This window comes from Actibacterium mucosum KCTC 23349 (genome assembly GCF_000647975.1).
GTDB classification, from domain to species: Bacteria; Pseudomonadota; Alphaproteobacteria; order Rhodobacterales; family Rhodobacteraceae; genus Actibacterium; species Actibacterium mucosum.
In genome coordinates, this window is sequence record NZ_JFKE01000005.1 from 131,709 (window position 1) to 151,778 (window position 20,070).

Genomic DNA, 20,070 nt, shown 5'->3' on the forward strand with positions numbered 1-20,070 from the left:
TTAATAGGTTGCCCGCCCGCCGGACTGGTCGAACACGGCGCCGGTTGTAAACGACGCCTCGTCGGAGGCCAGCCAGCAGGCCATGGCCGCGATCTCGTCCACTGTACCAAATCGCCCCATGGGGATCTTGGATTTCATGAAATCGATATGGGCCTGCGTCATCTGGTCGAAAATCGGCGTTTCCACAGCGCCGGGGGCCACGGCATTTGCCGTAACGCCGGTTTGCGCCAGCTCTTTGCCCAGCGTTTTCATCAAGCCGATGACGGCCGCCTTGGAGGCCGAGTAAGCCGGGGCGTTCGGGTTGCCTTCTTTGCCCGCAACCGAGGCAATGGTGACGATGCGTCCAAACCCGGCGTCGCGCATCGCGGGCACCACGGCACGGACGCAGTTGTAGACGCCGTTGACGTTCAGATCGAACACTTTTTGCCAGGCGTCGGCGGGATAGTCCCATGTGGGGGCGTTGGGCCCGGTGATGCCGGCGCTGCAGATCAGAACATCCGCGCGGGCGGTGTCGGCGGCGGATTGAACGGCGTTCATATCGGTCACGTCGACCTGTGCATGAGTCAGACCGCTGCCTTCGGGTGGCGGCGCGATGTCCCACGAGGTGACAATGGCCCCCTCGGCCAAAAGCCGCCGTGCAATCGCCAGACCGATACCCGACGAACCGCCTGTCACAACCGCGCGACGTCCGGCGAACCTGTTCTCATATGTCATTGATTGTCCTTATCCGTGATATTGCGCGACGGTTTTGAGGCTGGAAAAACCGTAAAGCGCCTCGAACCCCTTTTCGCGGCCATGGCCCGAAAGGCCGGTGCCGCCAAAGGGCAGCTCCACGCCGCCGCCTGCGCCGTAATTGTTGATGAACACCTGGCCAGCATGCAGCCGTTTGGCCATGCGCGCCTGCCGCCCGCCGTCGCGCGACCAGATCGCGGCAACCAGCCCGTAGGCGGTGCCATTGGCGATCTGCACCGCCTGATCCTCGGTGTCGAAGGGGATGATGACCTGAACGGGGCCAAAGATCTCGTCCTGGGCCAGTTTGTGGCCGGGATCGTCGCAGGCCAGCAGGTGCGGCGCAACGTAGTGGCCGCCGGTTGGCAGGTCATCGGCCAGCGTACCCGTGGCCAGAACGGGCAGGTCGCGCCCGGCATCAATGAAGCCGGTCACGATTTCCTTCTGGCGGGCCGAGATCAGCGGGCCAACCTGCAGGTCGGCCACCGCTGGACCCACGTGCAACCGCCCATAGGCGGCCGACATCCCGGCGACCAGCGCGTCGTAAAGCGGACGTTCCACCAGAATGCGCGAACTGGCCGAGCAGGTCTGCCCGGCATTCTGGATGCCCGCGTTCACCAGAAAGGGCAAGGCGGCGTCCAGATCGGCATCGGCGAAGACAACTTGTGGGGATTTCCCGCCCAGCTCCAACGTGACGGGCACAACATTCTGCGCGGCAGCGGCCTGCACCAGGCGCCCCGTGGCGACCGATCCGGTAAAGCTGACATGCTGCACGCCGGGATGGGCGGTCAGCGCGGCGCCCGCCTGCGCGCCGAGGCCGGGTACAACGTTCAGCGCGCCGGGCGGCAGACCCGCATCCGCGGCCAGTCGGGCGAAAGCCAGCGCCGTCAGGCAGGCCTCTTCGGCCGGTTTCAGAACCGCCGCATTGCCCATCGCAAGCGCCGCGCCAACCGAGCGTCCGATGATCTGCATCGGATAGTTCCACGGCACGATATGGCCCGTCACCCCGTGCGGTTCGCGCAGGGTGTAGACGGTGTAGCCATCCAGATAGGGGATGGTCTGGCCGTGCACCTTGTCCGCCGCGCCGCCGTAAAACTCGCAATAGCGTGCCAGAGCGATGGCGTCGTTGCGGGCCTGTGTCAGGGGTTTGCCGACATCGGCCGCCTCGATCGCGGCGAGGTCGTCGATACGTTCCAGCACCATCTGGCCCAGCCGGGTCAGAATGCGCCCGCGTTCCAGCGCCGTCATCCGCCCCCAATCGCCATCCAGAGCGGCCCGCGCGGCGATAACGGCGGCGTCGATATCGGCGGCGGTGCCGGCGGCGATCTGCGCGACCTCGGCGCCTGTCGACGGGTCGATCACCGGCAGGGTGCCGGCAGGCGCTTTCCAGACGCCGCCAATCAACATCTCGGTCGGGTCAAACCACAGGTTCTGCATCAAATCCTCCCACCCGCCAGCTTGCCGGGATCTGCGGCGCGGCGGCAATCAGGTTCTTGGTATATTCGTTTTGCGGATTTGCGAAGACTTCCGCCGTTTCCCCCTGTTCGACGATCTTGCCATGCTGCATCACCAACACGCGGTCTGTGATCGACTGAACAACGTTCAAATCGTGGCTGATGAACAGGTAGGCCAGCCCGCGTTTGACGCGCAGATCGGCCAGCAGGTCGAGGATTTGCGCGCGGATCGAGACATCAAGCGCCGAGACAGCCTCGTCCAGCACGATCAGGTCGGGCCGCAGGATCAGGGCGCGGGCGATGGCGATGCGCTGCCTCTGACCGCCCGAGAACTCGTGGATGTATTTATCCATATCAGCGGCGTGCAGGCCGACATCCTGCAAGGCTTCGGCCATGCGGTCGCGCACGTCCTTGGGCGGCTGGGCCATCAGGTGGAACGGCTCGGCCACCAGCCGCCGGACGGTCCAGCGGGGGTTGAAACTGCTGTAAGGGTCTTGAAACACAACGGAAACGCCAGACCGCATGGCGGCGAGCGTGTCGGGCGACATGGACTCGCCAAACAGGCGGATCTGCCCCGATTGCAGCGCCTCCAGCCCCAAAATCGCGCGGGTCAGCGTGGACTTGCCGCAGCCGCTTTCCCCCACCAACCCGACGCTTTCGCCCGTTTGCATGGCAAAGCTGACCCCGTCAATCGCGCGAAAACGGCCGGGCGCGCCGAACAGGGTTTTGCGGGGCAGGCGGTAATCGCGCACGGCATTTTCGACCTGCAGCAGCGGTTCGGCCTTGGGCGCGGCGACGCGGGCCGGGCTGTAATGAGAGGCGCGCAGCAACTGTCGCGTATAGGGGTGCTGCATGTCCGTGAACAATGTTCGCGTTTCGCCTTGCTCCACGATTTCGCCGTGCTGCATTACCGCCACGTGGTCGGCCATGCCGGCGACAACGGCCAGATCGTGGGTGATCAACAGCAAGCTCATCCCGTCATCGGCGACCAGCGATTTGAGCAGGTCGAGGATCTGTTCCTGGGTGGTGACGTCCAGCGCGGTTGTCGGCTCGTCCGCGATCAGCAATTCGGGCTGAAGGGCGATAGCCATGGCGATGCACACGCGCTGACGCTGACCGCCGCTGAGCTCGTGCGGATAGCGGGTTGGCGGGAAGCGGTCGGCGGGCAGGCCGACGCGTTCCAGCATGGCGCGCGCCCGTGCGGCGGCCTCGGCCCGGGTGGCCTTGCCATGCACCAACAGGGTCTCGGCAACCTGATCGCCGATGGTCTGAACAGGGTTCAAAGCGGTCATCGGTTCCTGAAAGATCATGCCGATCCGGTTGCCGCGAATGTCGCACAGCGCGCGTTCGGGCAGGCGCAAAAGGTCGGTGTCATCCAGCATCACGCGGCCGGTCACCTGCGCGCCGGTTGGTGCCAACCCCAATGCGGCCAGCGCCGACATCGACTTGCCCGAGCCGCTTTCCCCCACAAGCCCCACGATGCCACCCGGCGGGATGTCGAACGACACGTCGCGCAGGATCGGCGTGCCGTGGATGGACAGCGAAAGGGCGTCGAACCGGATCATCCGCGCGCCCTCCGCACCCGTGGGTCCAGCATATCGCGCAGCCCGTCGCCCATCAGGTTCAGCCCCAGCACCATCAGCACAATCGCCAGCCCCGGCAACACCGCCAGACGCGGTGCGGTATAGATCATCGTCTGCGCCTCGGTCAGCATGCGGCCCCAGCTGGGCGTGGGGGGCTGCGCGCCAAGGCCGACATAGCTGAGGCCGGCCTCGGCCAGAATACCCAGGCTGAACTGAATGGTGCCCTGCACGATCAGCAGGTTGGCGATGTTGGGCAGGATATGCTCGGCGCTGATGCGCACCGGACCTTTGCCCGAAACGCGGGCGGCAAGGATGAAATCCTGCGTCCAGACGGTCAGCGCCCCGCCGCGCGCCACGCGGGCGAAAACAGGGATGTTGAAGATGCCGATGGCGATGATGGCGTTCAGGGCCGAGGGGCCAAAGACGGCGGTGATCAGGATGGCGATGACCAGCGACGGGAAGGCAAAGATCAGGTCGTTGCCGCGCATGATGACCTCGTCCAGCCAACCCCCGCGCCCCGCCGCCGCCGCAAGGCCCAGCGGCACGCCCAGCCCGATGCCGATCCCCACCGCCACCAACGCCACGGCGATCGAGGTGCGCGCACCAACCATCAGCATCGACAACGTGTCGCGGCCAAAGTGATCGGTGCCCAGCGGGTGCGCGGCGGAAAACGGTTTCAGCCGGTCAGCGATGGTCACGTCGGCCACGTCGTAAGGCACCCAGATCAGCGACAGCAGAGCCAAACCCGTGAAGAACGCAGTGATGAACGCTCCCACCGTCAGTTGCACGGGCAGCTTCATGCGCGCCTCCGCAGCCTTGGATCGGCGATGGCATAGGCGATGTCGACAAGAAAGGTCACAAGGATCACCGCAAAGACCAAGAGCATCACAACGCTTTCCACTACCACAAGGTCGCGCTGGGTGATGGCCTGAAAGATCAGCCGCCCGAGGCCGGGCAGGAAGAACACGTTTTCAATGATGATCGCCCCGGCCAGAAGGAAGGAAAACTGCAACCCGATGATCGTCAGCACCGGGATCAGCGCGTTGCGCAACGCGTGACGCGTCAGCGCCTGCGCGCGGCTCAGCCCCTTGGCGCGGGCCGAGCGGATATAGTCCTGGCCCAGTGTCTCGATCAGGGCCGAACGCATCACGCGCGCCAGGATCGACGCTTGTGGCAGCGCCAGCGCGATGGCCGGCAGGGTCAGCGCCTTGATCCCGGCGCCAAACCCGGCCTCCCAACCCGGAAAGCCGCCAGCCGAGACCCATTTCAACTTCACGGCAAAGAGCAAGACCAAAAGCATCGCGAACCAGAAATTTGGCACTGCAATGCCCAGTTGCGTGGCGCCCATGATGCCGTAATCGGTGGCCCGCCCGCGCCGCGCAGCGGCCAGCAGACCCACCGGAAAGGCGATGGCCGTGGACAACGCCAGCGCATAGATCGCCAGCGGCAGCGACACCCAGATGCGTTGCAGCACAAGATCGCTGACCGGCACGCGATAGGTATAGGACTGCCCGAAATCGCCGGTCAGCATGCCGCCAGCCCACGACAGATAGCGCGCCGGTAGTGAACCGGTCAGGCCCAGTTCCTCGCGCAATGCCGCGACCGTTTCAGGTTCCGCGTTCAGGCCCAGCATAAAGGCGGCCGGGTCGCCGGGGATCACCTCGATCACCGCAAAAACCACCAGGCTTGCCGCCAGCAGGCTGAGCGACAGCGACACGAACCGGATCAGTAAATACCGAAGCATGGCGTCACGTTAGGCGCGCGGGCGGATGATGCAAAGCCTTTTGACCTAGCGCTCGCGCGCAGGGCCCTCGGGCGGGCGTTTGAACACGGTTTCAATCTCGTCCATCACGTCGGCGGGCAGCGGGCCAAATTGCAGCGCAGCGGCGTTTTGCAGCGCCTGTTCGGCATTGCGGGCGCCGGGGATCGGGATCAAGTGCGGCGCCTTGGCCAGCAGCCAGCACAGCGCGCCCTGGGCCGGGCTGCGCCCGCCCGTGCTCAGCAACTCGCGCAGGGCATCAACCGCCTGCACGAATTCGGGCAATGGTTTGCCGTCTTTGAAATAGGCGATCCAGTCGAAGGTGTTGGCGCGGATATCGTCATCCGCCAGCGCCTGACCGGTGGCGTATTTACCGCTGAGCATACCCATGGCCAGCGGCGAGCGGATGAAGGCGGCCAGCCCGTGTTCGGCCCCGCGCGCCGTGATGGTGGGCACGTCGACAAAGACATTCATCGCGTGCTGGATGGCCTGGAACCCGTCGCGCGGCGCCATGGCCGACACGCTGTCGGGGAAATCGGTCGACCAGCCATAAGCGGCCAGCTTGCCTTCGTCGCGCAGGGCGTCGAAGGTGTCGAACACCATTGCGGCCTCGTCCACCGGCATGGCGTTAAGGTGCAGCAGCACCATGTCGACGCGATCGCGCTGCAGGCGTTTCAGGCTGGCCTCTAGCGCGCGCCGCAGCCCATCGGGCGAGGCCTCCACCCCCAGCACCTGCTTGGCCTCGGCATCGAAGTGAAAGCCCAGCTTGGTGACGATCAGCGCATCATCGCGGCCTTTCAGCGCCGCGCCCAGGCGTTCCTCGGACGCGCCACAGCCATAGATCGCGGCGGTGTCGAAAATGCGGATACCCGCGTCATAGGCGGCGTCGATGGTGGCGCGGGCATCGGCCTGGGAAATCGCGCCATAGCCAAGCGGCGTGTCACCTTCGAAAAACGGGCCACCAATGGCCCAGCAACCAAGGCCGATGCGCGGAATGTCGGGGGACAGAAACGGGGTCATGTGGGACCTTTCACAGAGGTTCGGCCAAGGGCTACAAAGCGAACGGGGCCGCCGCAAGGCCGCCCCGTCACGTGAAATATATTGCGGCGGTCAGTCGGCCCAGCTGACCCCGGTCAGGTCATTGGCCTGGGTCGGCGCGTTTTCCCACAGGCCTTGGATCTTGGCGTTGACCACGCTGACCTGCGGCAGTTGGAACAGGTAACCGTTCACGTAATCCTCGGCGATGATCGTCTGCGCCTCTTTCAGGATCGCGGATCGTGCGGCCGGGTCTGTTGTTACGGTCAACTTGTCCATCAAGGCGATGAACGCTTCGGTGCCGTACTGGAAATAGTAATCCGGCCGGGCATAGATGCCGATATCGGCGGGTTCGGTGTGGCTGACAATGGTCAGGTCGAAATCCTTGCCCCGGAACGCCTGTTCCAGCCATTGCGCCCATTCCATATTGGTTATCTCGGTTTCGATCCCGACATCGCGCAGTTGCGAGGCAATGATCTGCCCGCCCCGGCGTGCGTAATTGGGCGGCGGCAGCGCCAGACGCAGCGTCAGGTCGGACACGCCGGCCTCGGCCAGCAGGGCCTTGGACTTTTCGGGATCGAACCCGGAAATCCCGGTCAGGTCCACATAATCGGGATTGTGCGGCGCAAAATGGGTGCCAATCGGTGTGCCATTGCCGAACATCGCGCCGTCAATGATTTCCTGGCGGTTGATCGCATGGGCAATGGCCTGGCGCACCTTCACATTGTCCAGCGGCGGCATCTTGTTGTTGATCGCCAGGATGGTTTCACCCTCGGTCGAGCCGACATTCACGTTGAACCGGGGATCGGCGCGAAACTGGTCCAGCGTTTCAGGCGCCGGAAACCGCGGAAACGCGTCAACATCGCCGGCCAGCATTGCGGCCAATGCGGCGTTGGGGTCGGGGATGTACTTGATGGTGGCACTGGCCAGCGCCGGTGCCGGGCCCCAATAATCGGGGTTACGTTCCAGTTCGATCCGGTCGCCTTGAACCCAGCGCGACAGCTTGAACGGCCCGGTCCCAACCGGCGCATTGGCGGCGGTGTCGACGCTTTCGGGCGCCACGATCACCGCGTCACCCCAGGCCATCTTGAACGGGAAGGCACCATCGGGCGCCGACAGTGTAACCTGCACAGTCAGCGGGTCCACCACGGTGACATCGGCAATACCGGCAAACAGCGCCTTTTGCGCGTTGGTCGAATCCTCGGCCCGCGCGCGATCCAGCGAGAATTTCACGTCATCGCCGTCCATCGTGGTGCCGTCATGGAAGGTCACACCGTCTGCCAGGTTGAACGTATAGGTCAGCCCGTCGTCTGACACGGTCCACGACGTAGCCAACCCCGGGATGATCGAGCCGTCGGCGGCAAACCGGGTGAGGCCCTCGAAAATATTGGAATACACAACCTCGTCGATGGCAGCGGCAGCCCCACCGGTTGGGTCAAGGTTTGGCGGTTCAAGCACGGCGCCAAGCGTGATCGTGTCCTGTGCGGCCAAGGCAGCGCTGGCTGAAAGGGCCAAAGCGGCGGTGGTTAATCTGAAAAAGCGCATCTTCAAATTCTCCCTATAGGGCCCGCAAAGGGCGAGTCGGCTGCAATGAAACGCCGTGACGAGACGTAAAGCAAGAAAGTTACGCGTTTTTTCGACGGTGTTGGCGCAAGCAGGCTGGCCAATGCTGCGGCTGCATCCTATACAGCGCGCCACCTTTTCGAAGCTCTGGGAGGAGCGAAGTGAGCGCGAATATCAAGGCCAATACCCTGACCCCGTCCGACATCCTGGCTCGCAAAGGCGGCGACCCGTTGGTGTGCCTGACGGCCTATACCACGCCCATGGCGCGCTTGGTTGATGCCCATTGCGACGTGGTGCTGGTGGGTGACAGCGTCGGCATGGTGCTGCACGGGTTGCCTTCGACACTGGGCGTGACGATGGAGATGATGGTGATGCATGGCGCCGCCGTAGCCCGCGGGGTGTCACGCGCGCTGATGGTCGTAGACATGCCGTTCGGCAGCTATGAGGAAAGCCCGGAACAGGCCTTTCGCAATGCCGCAAGGTTGATGCGCCAGACCGGCTGCGCAGCGGTCAAGCTGGAGGGCGGCGTGGCGATGGCCGACACGATTGCCTATCTGGCTGCGCGGTCGATCCCGGTGATGGCGCATATCGGCCTGACCCCGCAGGCGATCAACACGCTGGGCGGCTACAAGGTGCAGGGGCGCGGCGACGACGCGGCGCGCATTTTGTCCGACGCACGGGCCGTGGCCGAGGCGGGCGCGTTCGCGGTGGTGTTGGAGAAGGTACCGGAAAGCCTCGCCAATCAGATCACCGCGGATCTGCCGATCCCGACCATTGGCATCGGCGCATCCGCAGACTGCGACGGGCAAATTCTGGTGGTGGATGACATGCTGGGCCTGTTTGCGGCGTTCAAACCGAAATTCGTGAAACGCTTTGCCGAGCTTGAGGGCGACGCGGACGCGGCGATTGCAGACTATGCCAAGCAGGTGCGCGCGCGCAGCTTCCCCGGCCCCGAGCACGTGTTCGGCGACCAAGCCCCGGAGGGCACAACATGACCGCCCCGATCCTGCGCCTGAAATCGGACCTGCGCAAAGCGGTCGCCGGCTGGAAAGCCAAAGGCGAAGTGGTTGGCGTGGTGCCAACGATGGGCGCGCTGCATCAGGGGCATCTGAGCCTTGTGCGGGCCGCGAAAGAGGCCTGCGACCGGGTGATCGTCACGATCTTCGTGAACCCCAAACAGTTCAACAACCCCGCCGATCTGGAGAACTATCCCCGGACCGAGCACGAGGATGCACAGAAACTGCAGCCCTTCGAGGTGGATGCGATCTATGTCCCCGGTCCCGACCAGATCTATCCCGACGGGTTCGCCACCAATGTTTCGGTGGGCGGCGTGACCGAGATGATGGAGGGCGAAAAACGCCCCGGACATTTTGACGGTGTTGCAACCGTGGTGACCAAGCTGTTCCTGCAAAGCCAGGCGGACAAGGCGTTTTTTGGCAACAAGGACTATCAGCAGCTGCAACTGGTCAAACGCCTGGCGCGCGATCTGGATATCCCGGTAGAGGTCATCGGCTGCCCGACGATCCGCGAAGAAGACGGGCTGGCCATGTCCTCGCGCAACCTGCTGTTGTCCGACCGCGCGCGTGTGGTCGCACCGGCTTTGAATGCGGCGATGACCCAGGCCGCCGCGCAGATACAAGACGGTGCGGACGTTCAGACCGTCTTGGCCGAGGCCAGTGCACAGGTGATCGCCGAAGGTTTCGTCGATGTCGAATACATTGAACTGCGATCCGTCGGCACGCTGGAACCGATGACCCGTCTGAGCGAACCAGCGCGCCTTTTGGCGGCTGCCAATCTGGCCGGGGTGCGCCTGATCGACAACATCGCGGTGGATCCGGTGTAATCCAATTGAGCGCCTTACGGCGCAAGCCTATATCTCGCGCGTCGCCTTGCGGCTTTGGCGCTCGGGTGGGTGGGGGTGGCAGCCGAGATCTGCAATTGCCGCCCACGTGACCTTTGCAAGGATGCGCCAGACCAGGAATAGACTTGCGCCGTCAGGCGCTCAATTTGGTTGCGGCAACAGTTTGGCCAGGGTCAGGGCCATCACCTCGGCGCTGTCCATCATATCGTCGATGCCGATCCACTCATCCGGTTGATGCGCGAGATCCAGAATGCCCGGCCCGTACGCGATACAATTGTCCAAACCGCCGATCTGGGTGACGTGCTTGTGGTCATAGGTTCCGGGAGAGACAACGTATTGCGGCTGCGTTTGCAGCACCTCTTCGATGGCGCTGGCCACGGTGCGCACCACCGGCGCGTTACGTTCGGTCATGGTGGGGATGACCTGAAAGAGGTCGCGGATTTCATAGTCGAACCCGGGGCGGCGCGCGGCGACGCTGTCCAGCATCGCCGTCACCTCGCGCTTTACCTCGGCCAGGTCTTCTTCGATCAGGAACCGCCGGTCGATGGTGATCTTGCAGCGGTCCGGCACCAGCGGCGTGGGCAGCCCGTGATGGTCGGGGTCAACCGCCGGCTCGCCGCTGTGCATCGAATTGATGTTCAGCGTTGATTGCCGCGCCCCCTCGGGCACCACCGGCATCTCGGTGCGTTTGCTGGCCAGCAGGGGAAACAGCGTCGCCTCCATCTCGTCCAGCACGGCGCCCATATGGCGCACCGCGCAATCACCCAGAAACGGCATCGATCCATGGGCGATGCGGCCCTTGGTTTCTATCTCGGCCCACCAGACACCGCGATGGCCCAGACAGATACGGTCTTTGTTCAGCGGTTCGGGAATGATCACGTGTTGCACGCGGTCGGGGTTGAAGTACCCTTTATTGGCCAAAAAGGCCGCGCCCGCATGGCCACCGGATTCCTCGTCGGCGACCGAGCTGACCTCTACCGCGCCGGCATAATCCGGGAACGTGTCCACAAATGCCTCGGCCGCGATGATAGAGGTGGCCAGCCCCCCCTTCATATCGCAGGACCCGCGGCCATAGATGCGGCCGTCTTTAACCTCGCCACCAAAGGGGTCGGTGGTCCAGCCATGGCCCACCTCGACCACGTCGTGGTGGCTGTTGAAATGCACGCATTCGCCGGGGCGGGTGCCTTCGTGGCGGGCAATGAAGTTCCAGCGCGGGTACTTGTCGCTGTCGGCGGCCTCGCCCCGGGCGCGGATCAGTTCGACCTTGAAACCCTTGGGTTCCATCCGCGCGGCAAGGTATTCGCACACGTCCAGATACTTCTCGCCCGGCGGGTTAAGCGAAGGGATGCGGATCAGATCCTGTGTCAGTTTCACAAGATCGTCGCGCCGGGCGGCTATGGCGTCGCGTAAAGCGTTTTGAACCGGGGTGCTCATGCGGTGCAGGTTAGCGACGGTTGGCGCAGAGGCCAATCACGCATTTGCGCCAAAATCGGGTGACGCGCCCCTGCAACTCGCGCTAACATTGCTTATATATTCACTCGATCACGAATAGTTGAGGAGTTTCGATGGCCGATTTCGATGCACAGATCCGCGACAGCCAGGCCCAGGTGGCCGATGCGCAGGCAAAAATTGCTGAACTGACCGGGCGGATCGAAACCGCGCGCCAGAAAATGGCCAGCGGCGATGACATTGCCATCGATATCGAAAACGCCTCGCTGGACGATGTGCACGCCCATACCGAGCTGATGAATGCCAATATCGCCGAGCTGATCATGGGGCTGGACGATGTGACGGCCGGGTTCTCCAAAGACTTTGACGAGCTGCGCAACAAAACCGGCATGGAGAGCTTTATTGGCATCTTCGCACGCGGCAAGGCCGAGGCGATGCGCCAGGAACGGCTGCGCAGCGCGTCGATTGACGACAAGTTGCAGGACCTGATCGCGAAATCGGACAGCATCGTGCAATTGCTCGAAGGGCAGTTGGCCGTGTTGAACGAGCAAAAGGAAAGCGTCGAGACAAACCTGTCCGGCACGCTGGACGAGCGCGAGGCGACGGTGGCGACGCTGGAATCGGTGCGGGCCGAGATTCAGGGGATGGATCCGCAGATCATCACGCTGGAAAACAAGATTTCAGTCGAACAGGACGCCGCTGCCCGCACGCAGCTGGAAAGCGAACTGGCCGCGCTGAACGCGAAATATAACGAACTGGTGCAGGACGAGCAGGTCAAGCTGGCCAAATCGCAGACGCTGGAACGCTATATCGAAAAGGGCAAAAGCTGGGTCGACAGCCTGCAGAACCAGGCCGCCACGCAGATGGTGCTGATCAACAAGTTGCAGACAGACACCAAGCAGCGGGTGGTGCTGTATGACGCGCTGACCAAGTCGTTGAAAACCGCGCAGCAGCAGGACGTAGCGCACCGGATCAACGAGATCGGCGTGCAGACCGACAAAGAAGCACAGGCCGCGATGGCCGCCATTGGCTCGGCCACCAACGCGCGGATGGCCGAGATGATGGAAGCGCATGAGGATCACATGGTCTTTGCCCGCAAGGTGTTGGAGCAAAAGGCGAAATCCGACGAACGCTTTGCCCGCCGTTTCGCCGCGATTGTCGAGAAGCACGACAAGAACCTGTATGGTGGATAGGTCTTTGCGTCGCGGAGGTCTGTTTCTGATTGCTTTGGTATTCTTGTTTTCTGGCCTGACTCATCTGGCGTGGCAGAACGATTGGACATTTTGGCCCGATGTCACGGCCTCGCAGTTTGCTGCGGTGGGCCTAGTCGGTGTTTTGGTCTACGAACTCGCGGCGGTTGTTTTCGGCTGGTTAGCCACGGTAACCAAGCGCGCGTTCGGTCAATTGAAGGGTCGAAACAATGACTGATACCGACCTTACCCGTGACCATACTGGTCTGACCGAAACCTTTGCCGCCCGGCGGTATTTTCGCAAGTTCGAGATGATCACCACCCATCTGGACCGCGTGGCGGCGGCGATGGGGCAGGAAGGGCGGTTCTCGCGCACAGAGTTGGACGTGGTGCGGGCCTATGTCGGGCTGTTGGCCAATACGTTTAACGCGTTGGCGGGCAAATACCTGATGACCGGGCGCGACACGGGGCAGTTTTTTGGCAGCCTAGCCATTGACCGGCGCGAAAGCGGGTTTCCGGTGGCGGCCGAGCTGTTGACCATGGCCAATGACGCGCAACAGGCCGAGCGGCATTTGCGCAATATGCCCAGCGTGGCCGAATACAAATCGCAGATGGTGGGCCAGATCGTGGGCCAGCTGCAGATCCCCACGCGGCTGCAATTCGCGCTGTCGCAGCGGCTTTACTATGAAGAGCTGCAAAAGGGCGCACTGTTCTGGGCGCAGAACGATCCTCAAGCCATTTGGCGCGGCAATAATGGCGACGAACGGCGCAATCCGCGGCGGCGGTTCCTGCTGCATTGGGCCGTATATGACAGCCAGGTCAACCTGCCGGTGATCTACCTGATGGAGGTCGAGGATACCGGCAAGCGTGGTTTGCCCAAGGACGAATACCGCTGGCCCGAGGTGCAGCGCCACCTGATGGCGCAGGCGATGGCGGGGCTGAAGCTGTTGACCATTGCCAAAGGGTTCGACGAAGATTTCGACGACCTGCATCCCAAGTTTCTGCGGCGGATTCATGTGGGGCCAATGCATTCCTCGGCCTTTACGGCGCAAACCGGGCCGCTGCACCAGGTGCTGGAGGATGCGCGCGCGCCTGCGGGTGAGGATTGGGCGTTGGCCTGGACTGTCGAAGAATTGGAAAGCGAGCGTGTCGACGAAGAACGCAAGGGTTGGTTCGGCAAGGTAGAACGCGAGGTGTTCGCGCTGGACCCGTTTTCGGGTCGTGGGGCGGAAACCGGGGCCACCCGGATGGAACGCGCCATCATTCTGCCGCAGCGCCCGTTTCAGGCGCTGGCCGAACTGAACCCGCCAGGGTTTCACGACGTACGCAAATTTGTGGTCAGCCCGGGTGGCCGGGTGCTGAGTTACCGGTGATGCGCCGGGTCGCTCGTCATACCCTTGCGGGCATTTCTCGCTGGTTCCAGCGAAGAGGGCCGCAAGGACCGATAAGCGGATGGGAAAGAGGGAGCCGATCATCATGAGCCTGCCAACCGACGCGATGGAACTGCCCGAGGGTGAGATCTCCAAACATTACGGGGCCGCCGCCGACATGCTGACCGGTGTGGACCACACCCCGCGCATTGCCAAAGGCAAAGAGGCCCCGGGCCCCGAACGCTCTTCAGGCATCGGCACACGGCGACGCTTCAGGTCCACCACGCCGGGGTTGGTGACACGGTCCACCGCGCGGCCCGAAGGTGTGCGGCTGGTTGACCGGATCGAAGGTGCCGATGGCGACGACCCGCTGACCTCGCCCCTGCAGGCCACTGCCCTGCACGCCCTGCGGCGCGCATTGGCCATCGGCCTTGCGCTGGGTGAAACCTTTGCCGAGGCCACCGGGCTGGCCGAGCTGAAGAAGTCCAACCTGGCCGGCTCATTGCCGCAGACCCGCGCGGCCGAGTTCGCCGAATTGCTGGCCGCCGAGGCGCTGGTCACCATGGCGGGTTTCGCCAATGCCACCGCCTTTCTGATCGCCCCGCATCAGGGCGAAACCGCCGTTGAGATTGGCGGCGTCGAAGAGATCCTGACCGACAACGCGCCCCTTGCCTTACATGGCTGCCTGTGGGAGCTGGACCAGGACCTCGCCGCCTTTGCCACCACCGACGACACCACCATTGCCACCATCGCCGCCTATGCCGAACAGCTGATGGAGAAACTGGCGATCCGCGCCGGATCGGCCCCGCGGCTGGAAGGGTTCGCCGCCGCCAGCTACCGGATCGAGGCCGACGACCTGACGATCAACGGTTTCACGCCCGCCCGCCGCGGCAAGGGCCAGACCCTGACCATGAGCTTCAAGAAACCCAACGAGGTGGTGGGCAACCACATCGCCAAATACCAGGCGATGAAGCTGGCCAAGATGTTGATGGCCTATGATTTTGACCGCAAACTGAACCCTTTTGCCGAGATGGGCGGGTTCATCTTCACCTTCATGGGCGACGGCGCGCCGGGCACGGGCAAAACCACGCTGATCCAGATGATGGCCGGCCTGATCAACGACTACGCCCAGAATGCCGGCTACCCGTTCCGCTATCAGAACTTCTCGATCGACCAGATCGACAGCTATCAGGGCAAATCCGGCCAGAACGCCAAATCCTTTGTGACCAATGTGCTGGACCCCAACGTCATCGGCTTTGGCACCATCGACGATATCGACCAGATCGCCGGCAAGCGCGGCGACAAACAGTCCAGCGCCGGTCAGCAAGAGGTCACGGCGGTGTTCATGGAGGCCTTTGCCGGTGCCAACACCGTGGTGCGGGGCAATTGCACCTTTGGCATGTTCTCGAACTATCCCGAAAATGTCGACGACGCCCTGCGCCAACGCGCCGGGGCGCGGTTCCTTGTCGACGGCCCACAAACGCGCGAGGATTACATCGACATTCTGGCGCTCTTGATGGGCAAGAACCACGACATCCCGCTGGGCGACCACGAACTGTACGCCGCCCAGCAGATCAAGAAAGCCGTCGCCGCCAGTTTCGAAGGCCACGCCCGCCCGCACGAGGCTGGCCTGCTGGCCGTGTGGGACAGGGTCGAGGCCGAGATCGGCGCGCTGGACACCATCGCCAAGCTGGGCACCTATCTGAAAGCCATTCAGGCCGCCGACGAACGCTTCACTGGCCGCGCGATCAACAACATCACCGACGCGGTGAAGGTGCGCGCGATGGACTTTGAACTGCCCGACGAATGGATGGAAAACCCCGAGCTGTTCCTCTTTAAACCCTATGTCGCCAAGCTGGCGATGATCCGCGACATGACGCAGCCGATCACGGTGGAGATGGTGGTGCAGGAGATCAACCGCTATGCCGATAGCGAGTTCCGCTATGCCGACAAATCCGACGAGGTGGCAATTGAAAACGCCGTCCGCGACATGCGCCGGATGGAAGAGGCGAAGAAACGGTATTTGGGGGGCAAGTGATGACCAAGGTTGTGGCATTCACCGCTCGGGTCGCCTGCGGCCCGGGCAGCGCCCGACCCTCCCCCCGGGAGGGCGCTTTCACGCCCACCCAGGGCCGGGCGATGCCCTGTGTAATGGATTCCGGAGTAACCGGTTGATGCCGATTGTTGTTTTGCTTTTGGAGTTGACCGAATTGGCGTGTTTTTGCTTGCCTGCCTGGTTTGTCATTCGAAATGCAACGTCCTTGTGGCGTGTGCCTTTGGCCGTTCTTACCGCCATCGGTGCAAGCTTTGTGGTCGCGATTCCCTTTTTGTGGCTGCTGGTGGTCGTTATGTTCCCCGAAAAGTTCCAAGACGCAGGGCAAGGTATGTTTGCGAGCTTGGGTTTAGTTGGCATCGCCGCTTTGGGCCGAGTTTTGGAAAACGGATTGCTTTTCTTTTTGATCGGTATCGCGGCGGTGCAACGGGTTGCACTTAACACAATGGATCATGCGCGAAGGGCGAAAGCGATATGAAACGCCTCATCGAAAAAGGTCTGATGTTCGGCAATCTGGTGGAGGTCTCCAGCCCCGTCTTGATTGACCGCTATAACCGCGCGTTAAAGCATCTGACGGGTAAAACCACGGCGCTGCCCGATTTCCATATCGACATCTCGGGGTACTCCCCCGAGGTTGGCGACGAGCTGGGCGATCAGCTGTATCTGAACCCCAATGGCGTGAACCGGCAGTTCATCCTGCTGACCACCGAACAGAAACGCGCGCCTTTGCTGGGCGAGAAGTTCTCGACCACGCGGCCCTTGCTGCGCCGGTTCATCGACGAAAACGAGCCGCAGCTGTTTGCCCTGACCGCGCAGGATGCGGTGGCGGGCGAGCTGGACAACTCGGTGTTTGAACTGGGCAGCCCCGACCGGCTGTTCGATATCCGTCGGATCGAAGTTCGTGCCGATACCACCCGCAGCCATGTGGCCAACGCGCAGGTGCTGGCCGACAAGATCACCCGGTTTCAGACCGCGCCCGATGCGTGGTTCGATGACGTGCTGATCGCCGAGATGATCGCACTGGCCCGTGAAACCGGCGACGTGACGCGCAACCCGGTGGCGCTGAGCCCCGTGGCCGCCGAAGATGCCAGTTTCTGGACGGCGCATTTTGGCGGGCTGTACCTCTTTCGCGCCGAGGATAAATCGGTGGTCATCACCACCGACCCCGAGGTGACGACCAAGGCCGATGCGACCTATCACCTGGATCAACGCAACGCGATTGCGCGGTTTCTGGATGCCAACGGGCTGGTGGAACCGATCATCAAGGCGCGCGGTGTGAACGGCGCCGCGATCCTGCGGCAAAAGATGGATTTCATCCTGGTGGATGCAGCCGCCGAGCTGGGCCGTGACGTGCGGGATCGCCGCCAGCTGCGCAGCCTGGCCCAGCAGTTGGGCGAGGCGCTGCCCGATGCCTATCAGGGGCTGGCGGCGACGCTGCGCTGGGCCGAAGGCGCCGGGCCCTGGCCGCGCATTCCGTCGGATCACCCGGCCTATTTCTATCTGCTGCGCGCCGCCTCGGGGCCCAATCGCGACATGGTCAACCGGCTGCTGTCCGAGCTGGCGCCGCTGGATGTGCGGCAGCTGTTCATCTGCCACAAGCAGCTGTTTTACCGCACCTATGCTGGCTGGCCCGAGACCAAGAAGGCATTCGTCGCCAATTTCCTTGAGGCCGAATATCAGGTAGACAAGGCAGGGGCGCGGGCGGCGTTGTTCGGGGATGAACCGGCGATGGAGCCCGCCGACGAGCCCGAGGACCTGATCGATATCGTTGGCCCCTGGGGTGCGGTGCGGAGGATGCGATGATCTTTGGCCTGATGCGGAACCTTGTGATCAGCCTGTTGGCGATGGCGGTGCTGTATGTGGTGATCTCGATCTATTCGCGGTCGGTCCGGCGCGAGCGGCTGGAAAAGGACGCGGACGTCAAAATCGCCGAGGGCACGCTTGCGGAATCGGCGCGTGATGGCTTTATCGAGGACGGGATGGCGGCGTATGAGGCATCGCCCCGGCGCAAGCTGATCGCGCTGGTTTTCCTGATCCCGTTCGTGGTGATCGGGTTGGTCACCTATCTGACGAATTTCTATTGAGGGCTGGGCTTTGGTTTACGTGAAATGGACATTCCGGGTGGTGGTGCTGGTGCTGGTGGCGGCCTTTTTGCACTATACCCTGCCGCAGCGCGACATCGTGCGGATCGTGGGTACCGAGAACCGGCGGGTGGATTTCGGCGAGAACTCGTGGTTCTGGGCGGCCCCCGATGCGGGCAACGCCACGACCTCCGAACGCGACGTGTTCATCATTCAGACGGTTTACCCTAACGGCAACACGATGGAGTTCCGCAACGAGGATACCGGCTGGGGCTGGCCGCCTTACTTCAAGCTGGACACGCACAGCCTGCAGACCGAGATGGCAGACCTGGTGTCAACAGCAGAGGAGCCGAAATGGGTGGCGATCAAGCATTACGGCTGGCGCAACAATTTTTATACTATCTTCCCTAATGCAGTAGGCGTTCGCGCGGTGGCGGGGCCCGATGTGCGGCTGATCCCGTGGACGAACATTGCGATCCTTACGGCGCTGGCGGCGCTGCTGCTGTTTGCCTGGCGGGTCTGGGTGCAGTTCCGCGAACGCACGATCGACCCGCTGATGGATGATGTCGAGGTCGCCACCGACGAGGCCCGCGACCGCGCCCGCGGCGTCTGGGGCCGCTTCGCGGGCTGGCTGGGCACGTGGCGGGGCAAACCTCGAAAATAGAGGTTGGCGCGTTTCGCAGGCGGCTTGGCGCAATCGGCGATAACAATCTCTCAGTTAATGCGCAGATTAGGGGCATCCCGAAGTTGCACAGAACTGGAGGTTCGCCATGGCAACCATCGCATTGATCACCGGCGCCGCTTACGGCATTGGCCGGGCAACCGCCGAAAGACTGCTGTCGGAAGGCTTTGTCGTTTACGGCGCGGACAAGGACACCGCGCAATTGGGAACGCTTTCGCACGAAAACTTCCACCCGGTCAAAATGGATGTGCGTGTCGACGCCGATGTTGTGAACGGCGTGCAAAAGGTTATCGACGAACAGGGGCGCATTGACCACCTGTTCGCCAATGCCGGTTATTGCCTGCTGGGCCCGGTTGAGTTGCAGGCGCCGGCCGATGTTGCCGATCAGTTCGACGTAAACGTTGTCGGGATTGGCCGCGTCGTGTCCGCGGTTCTGCCGCATATGCGCAAGGCCGGGGCCGGGCGCATCGCGATCTGCTCGTCCGCGGCGGGCCATGTCGGCATGGGCGGCATGGCTTGGTACCCGGCCACCAAGTTTGCGCTGCAGGGCCTTGCGCAGGGGCTGCGGCAGGAAATGGCCGAGTTCGGCATCAAGGTGTCACTGATCGAGCCGGGCTATATCCGCACCCATCTGGACGTGGCCAGCCTGCCGACATTGGACAAGTGCGAGCAGCACGAGAATGCCCCGGCCTATGCTCACCAGATGAAAACCTTCCGCAAGAAGTGGAGCGATGGCATCGCCAACGGCGCCAAGCCCGAGACAATTGCCAATGCCGTGCACAAGGCCTTTACCGATGCCAAACCGCGCCGGCGGTATCATCCAAACATGGACGCACGCGCGGCTTATTACATCAAGCGCATCTTCGGCGATGGGCTGTTGGACATGATGGTCCCGCGCTCGTCAATCCGCTAGATCACGGCAGCTGGTCCGGGCGCGCCCGCGCTCGCAGCACCGTGTGGGGTTCGGCGTTTGGACGTTGATTGGTGGGGTGTGGCTATGGCGCGGCGAACCAATAGCACCACAGGGAGTGCTCGGGTTTTGCCTGTGCCGGACCACAATCCACATGCATAACCTGATGCGCCAAAGTCGCTAGGACGAAAAAGATCATCGGCGAAAGAAGCAGCGTGGTCAGGGCAGGCCACCGAAGCAGTTTTAGCCTGCCAACGCGCGCCGAAAACATTACGCCCCATACAGCCAAACCCGCCGCAACCAGCAGCGAAACCGGTACCAAGGCAAAATAGACAAGCGTGGCTGCCATCA

Annotated in this window: 19 protein-coding genes; 10 read left to right on the forward strand and 9 right to left on the reverse strand. The window is 62.9% G+C overall.

What is annotated here, in order from left to right; translation table 11 throughout:
* From ACMU_RS12560 to ACMU_RS12590, 7 genes are all read right to left on the reverse strand, one after another.
* Nucleotides 1-714 (reverse strand): SDR family NAD(P)-dependent oxidoreductase, encoded by a 714-nt coding sequence (locus tag ACMU_RS12560; RefSeq protein ID WP_035260099.1) that lies wholly within the window; start codon nucleotides 712-714, stop codon nucleotides 1-3.
* 9 nt (nucleotides 715-723) lie between these two features.
* Complete coding sequence (locus ACMU_RS12565) at nucleotides 724-2,166, reverse strand: aldehyde dehydrogenase family protein (RefSeq protein WP_035260102.1); 1,443 nt, start codon at nucleotides 2,164-2,166, stop codon at nucleotides 724-726.
* Entirely contained in the window at nucleotides 2,147-3,748 is a 1,602-nt protein-coding gene (locus ACMU_RS12570; protein ID WP_035260104.1) for an ABC transporter ATP-binding protein, read from the reverse strand. Before ACMU_RS12570 ends, ACMU_RS12565 begins: the two co-directional genes overlap by 20 nt.
* The gene (locus tag ACMU_RS12575) at nucleotides 3,745-4,566 is read right to left on the reverse strand and encodes an ABC transporter permease (RefSeq protein ID WP_051588318.1); all 822 of its coding nucleotides are present in this window, start codon (nucleotides 4,564-4,566) and stop codon (nucleotides 3,745-3,747) included. Before ACMU_RS12575 ends, ACMU_RS12570 begins: the two co-directional genes overlap by 4 nt.
* Nucleotides 4,563-5,510: an ABC transporter permease gene (locus ACMU_RS12580; protein ID WP_035260105.1), complete on the reverse strand. Its 948-nt coding sequence runs from the start codon at nucleotides 5,508-5,510 to the stop codon at nucleotides 4,563-4,565. The genes ACMU_RS12575 and ACMU_RS12580 overlap by 4 nt, the downstream gene beginning before the upstream one ends.
* 45 nt (nucleotides 5,511-5,555) lie before the next feature.
* The gene (locus ACMU_RS12585; protein WP_051588319.1) at nucleotides 5,556-6,545 is read right to left on the reverse strand and encodes an aldo/keto reductase; all 990 of its coding nucleotides are present in this window, start codon (nucleotides 6,543-6,545) and stop codon (nucleotides 5,556-5,558) included.
* 90 nt (nucleotides 6,546-6,635) lie between these two features.
* Nucleotides 6,636-8,105 (reverse strand): ABC transporter substrate-binding protein, encoded by a 1,470-nt coding sequence (locus tag ACMU_RS12590; RefSeq protein WP_035260108.1) that lies wholly within the window; start codon nucleotides 8,103-8,105, stop codon nucleotides 6,636-6,638.
* Between the two features lie 179 nt (nucleotides 8,106-8,284).
* Between ACMU_RS12590 and panB the strand changes: the two genes are divergently transcribed.
* Complete coding sequence (gene panB / locus ACMU_RS12595) at nucleotides 8,285-9,118, forward strand: 3-methyl-2-oxobutanoate hydroxymethyltransferase (RefSeq protein ID WP_035260110.1); 834 nt, start codon at nucleotides 8,285-8,287, stop codon at nucleotides 9,116-9,118.
* Complete coding sequence (panC, locus tag ACMU_RS12600) at nucleotides 9,115-9,966, forward strand: pantoate--beta-alanine ligase (protein WP_035260113.1); 852 nt, start codon at nucleotides 9,115-9,117, stop codon at nucleotides 9,964-9,966. Before panB ends, panC begins: the two co-directional genes overlap by 4 nt.
* A 159-nt stretch (nucleotides 9,967-10,125) precedes the next feature.
* Here the strand turns inward: panC and ACMU_RS12605 are convergent, their stop codons facing one another.
* Nucleotides 10,126-11,418, reverse strand: coding sequence for an acetylornithine deacetylase/succinyl-diaminopimelate desuccinylase family protein (locus ACMU_RS12605; RefSeq protein WP_035260114.1), 1,293 nt, complete (start codon nucleotides 11,416-11,418; stop codon nucleotides 10,126-10,128).
* A gap of 131 nt (nucleotides 11,419-11,549) precedes the next feature.
* Between ACMU_RS12605 and ACMU_RS12610 the strand changes: the two genes are divergently transcribed.
* From ACMU_RS12610 to ACMU_RS12650, 8 genes are all read left to right on the forward strand, one after another.
* A complete protein-coding gene (locus tag ACMU_RS12610) occupies nucleotides 11,550-12,626 on the forward strand; it encodes a coiled-coil domain-containing protein (protein ID WP_035260116.1) in 1,077 nt (358 codons plus the stop codon).
* A gap of 227 nt (nucleotides 12,627-12,853) precedes the next feature.
* Complete coding sequence (locus tag ACMU_RS12620; RefSeq protein WP_035260120.1) at nucleotides 12,854-13,996, forward strand: hypothetical protein; 1,143 nt, start codon at nucleotides 12,854-12,856, stop codon at nucleotides 13,994-13,996.
* Nucleotides 13,997-14,099: 103 nt separating this feature from the next.
* On the forward strand, nucleotides 14,100-16,031 hold the full coding sequence (locus ACMU_RS12625; RefSeq protein ID WP_035260121.1) for an AAA family ATPase: 1,932 nt from the start codon (nucleotides 14,100-14,102) through the stop codon (nucleotides 16,029-16,031).
* Between the two features lie 136 nt (nucleotides 16,032-16,167).
* Nucleotides 16,168-16,524 (forward strand): hypothetical protein, encoded by a 357-nt coding sequence (locus ACMU_RS12630; protein WP_035260124.1) that lies wholly within the window; start codon nucleotides 16,168-16,170, stop codon nucleotides 16,522-16,524.
* Nucleotides 16,521-17,849 (forward strand): DUF6638 family protein, encoded by a 1,329-nt coding sequence (locus ACMU_RS12635; RefSeq protein ID WP_035260125.1) that lies wholly within the window; start codon nucleotides 16,521-16,523, stop codon nucleotides 17,847-17,849. Before ACMU_RS12630 ends, ACMU_RS12635 begins: the two co-directional genes overlap by 4 nt.
* Entirely contained in the window at nucleotides 17,846-18,130 is a 285-nt protein-coding gene (locus ACMU_RS12640; protein ID WP_051588320.1) for a hypothetical protein, read from the forward strand. The genes ACMU_RS12635 and ACMU_RS12640 overlap by 4 nt, the downstream gene beginning before the upstream one ends.
* Nucleotides 18,131-18,140: 10 nt before the next feature.
* Nucleotides 18,141-18,791 (forward strand): DUF1523 family protein, encoded by a 651-nt coding sequence (locus ACMU_RS12645; protein ID WP_035260127.1) that lies wholly within the window; start codon nucleotides 18,141-18,143, stop codon nucleotides 18,789-18,791.
* A gap of 106 nt (nucleotides 18,792-18,897) precedes the next feature.
* On the forward strand, nucleotides 18,898-19,722 hold the full coding sequence (locus ACMU_RS12650; RefSeq protein WP_035260130.1) for an SDR family oxidoreductase: 825 nt from the start codon (nucleotides 18,898-18,900) through the stop codon (nucleotides 19,720-19,722).
* An 82-nt stretch (nucleotides 19,723-19,804) separates the two neighbouring features.
* On the opposite strand, the gene ACMU_RS12655 is transcribed toward ACMU_RS12650, so the two are convergent.
* On the reverse strand, nucleotides 19,805-20,068 hold the full coding sequence (locus ACMU_RS12655) for a hypothetical protein (protein ID WP_035260134.1): 264 nt from the start codon (nucleotides 20,066-20,068) through the stop codon (nucleotides 19,805-19,807).
* Nucleotides 20,069-20,070: the final 2 nt, after the last annotated feature.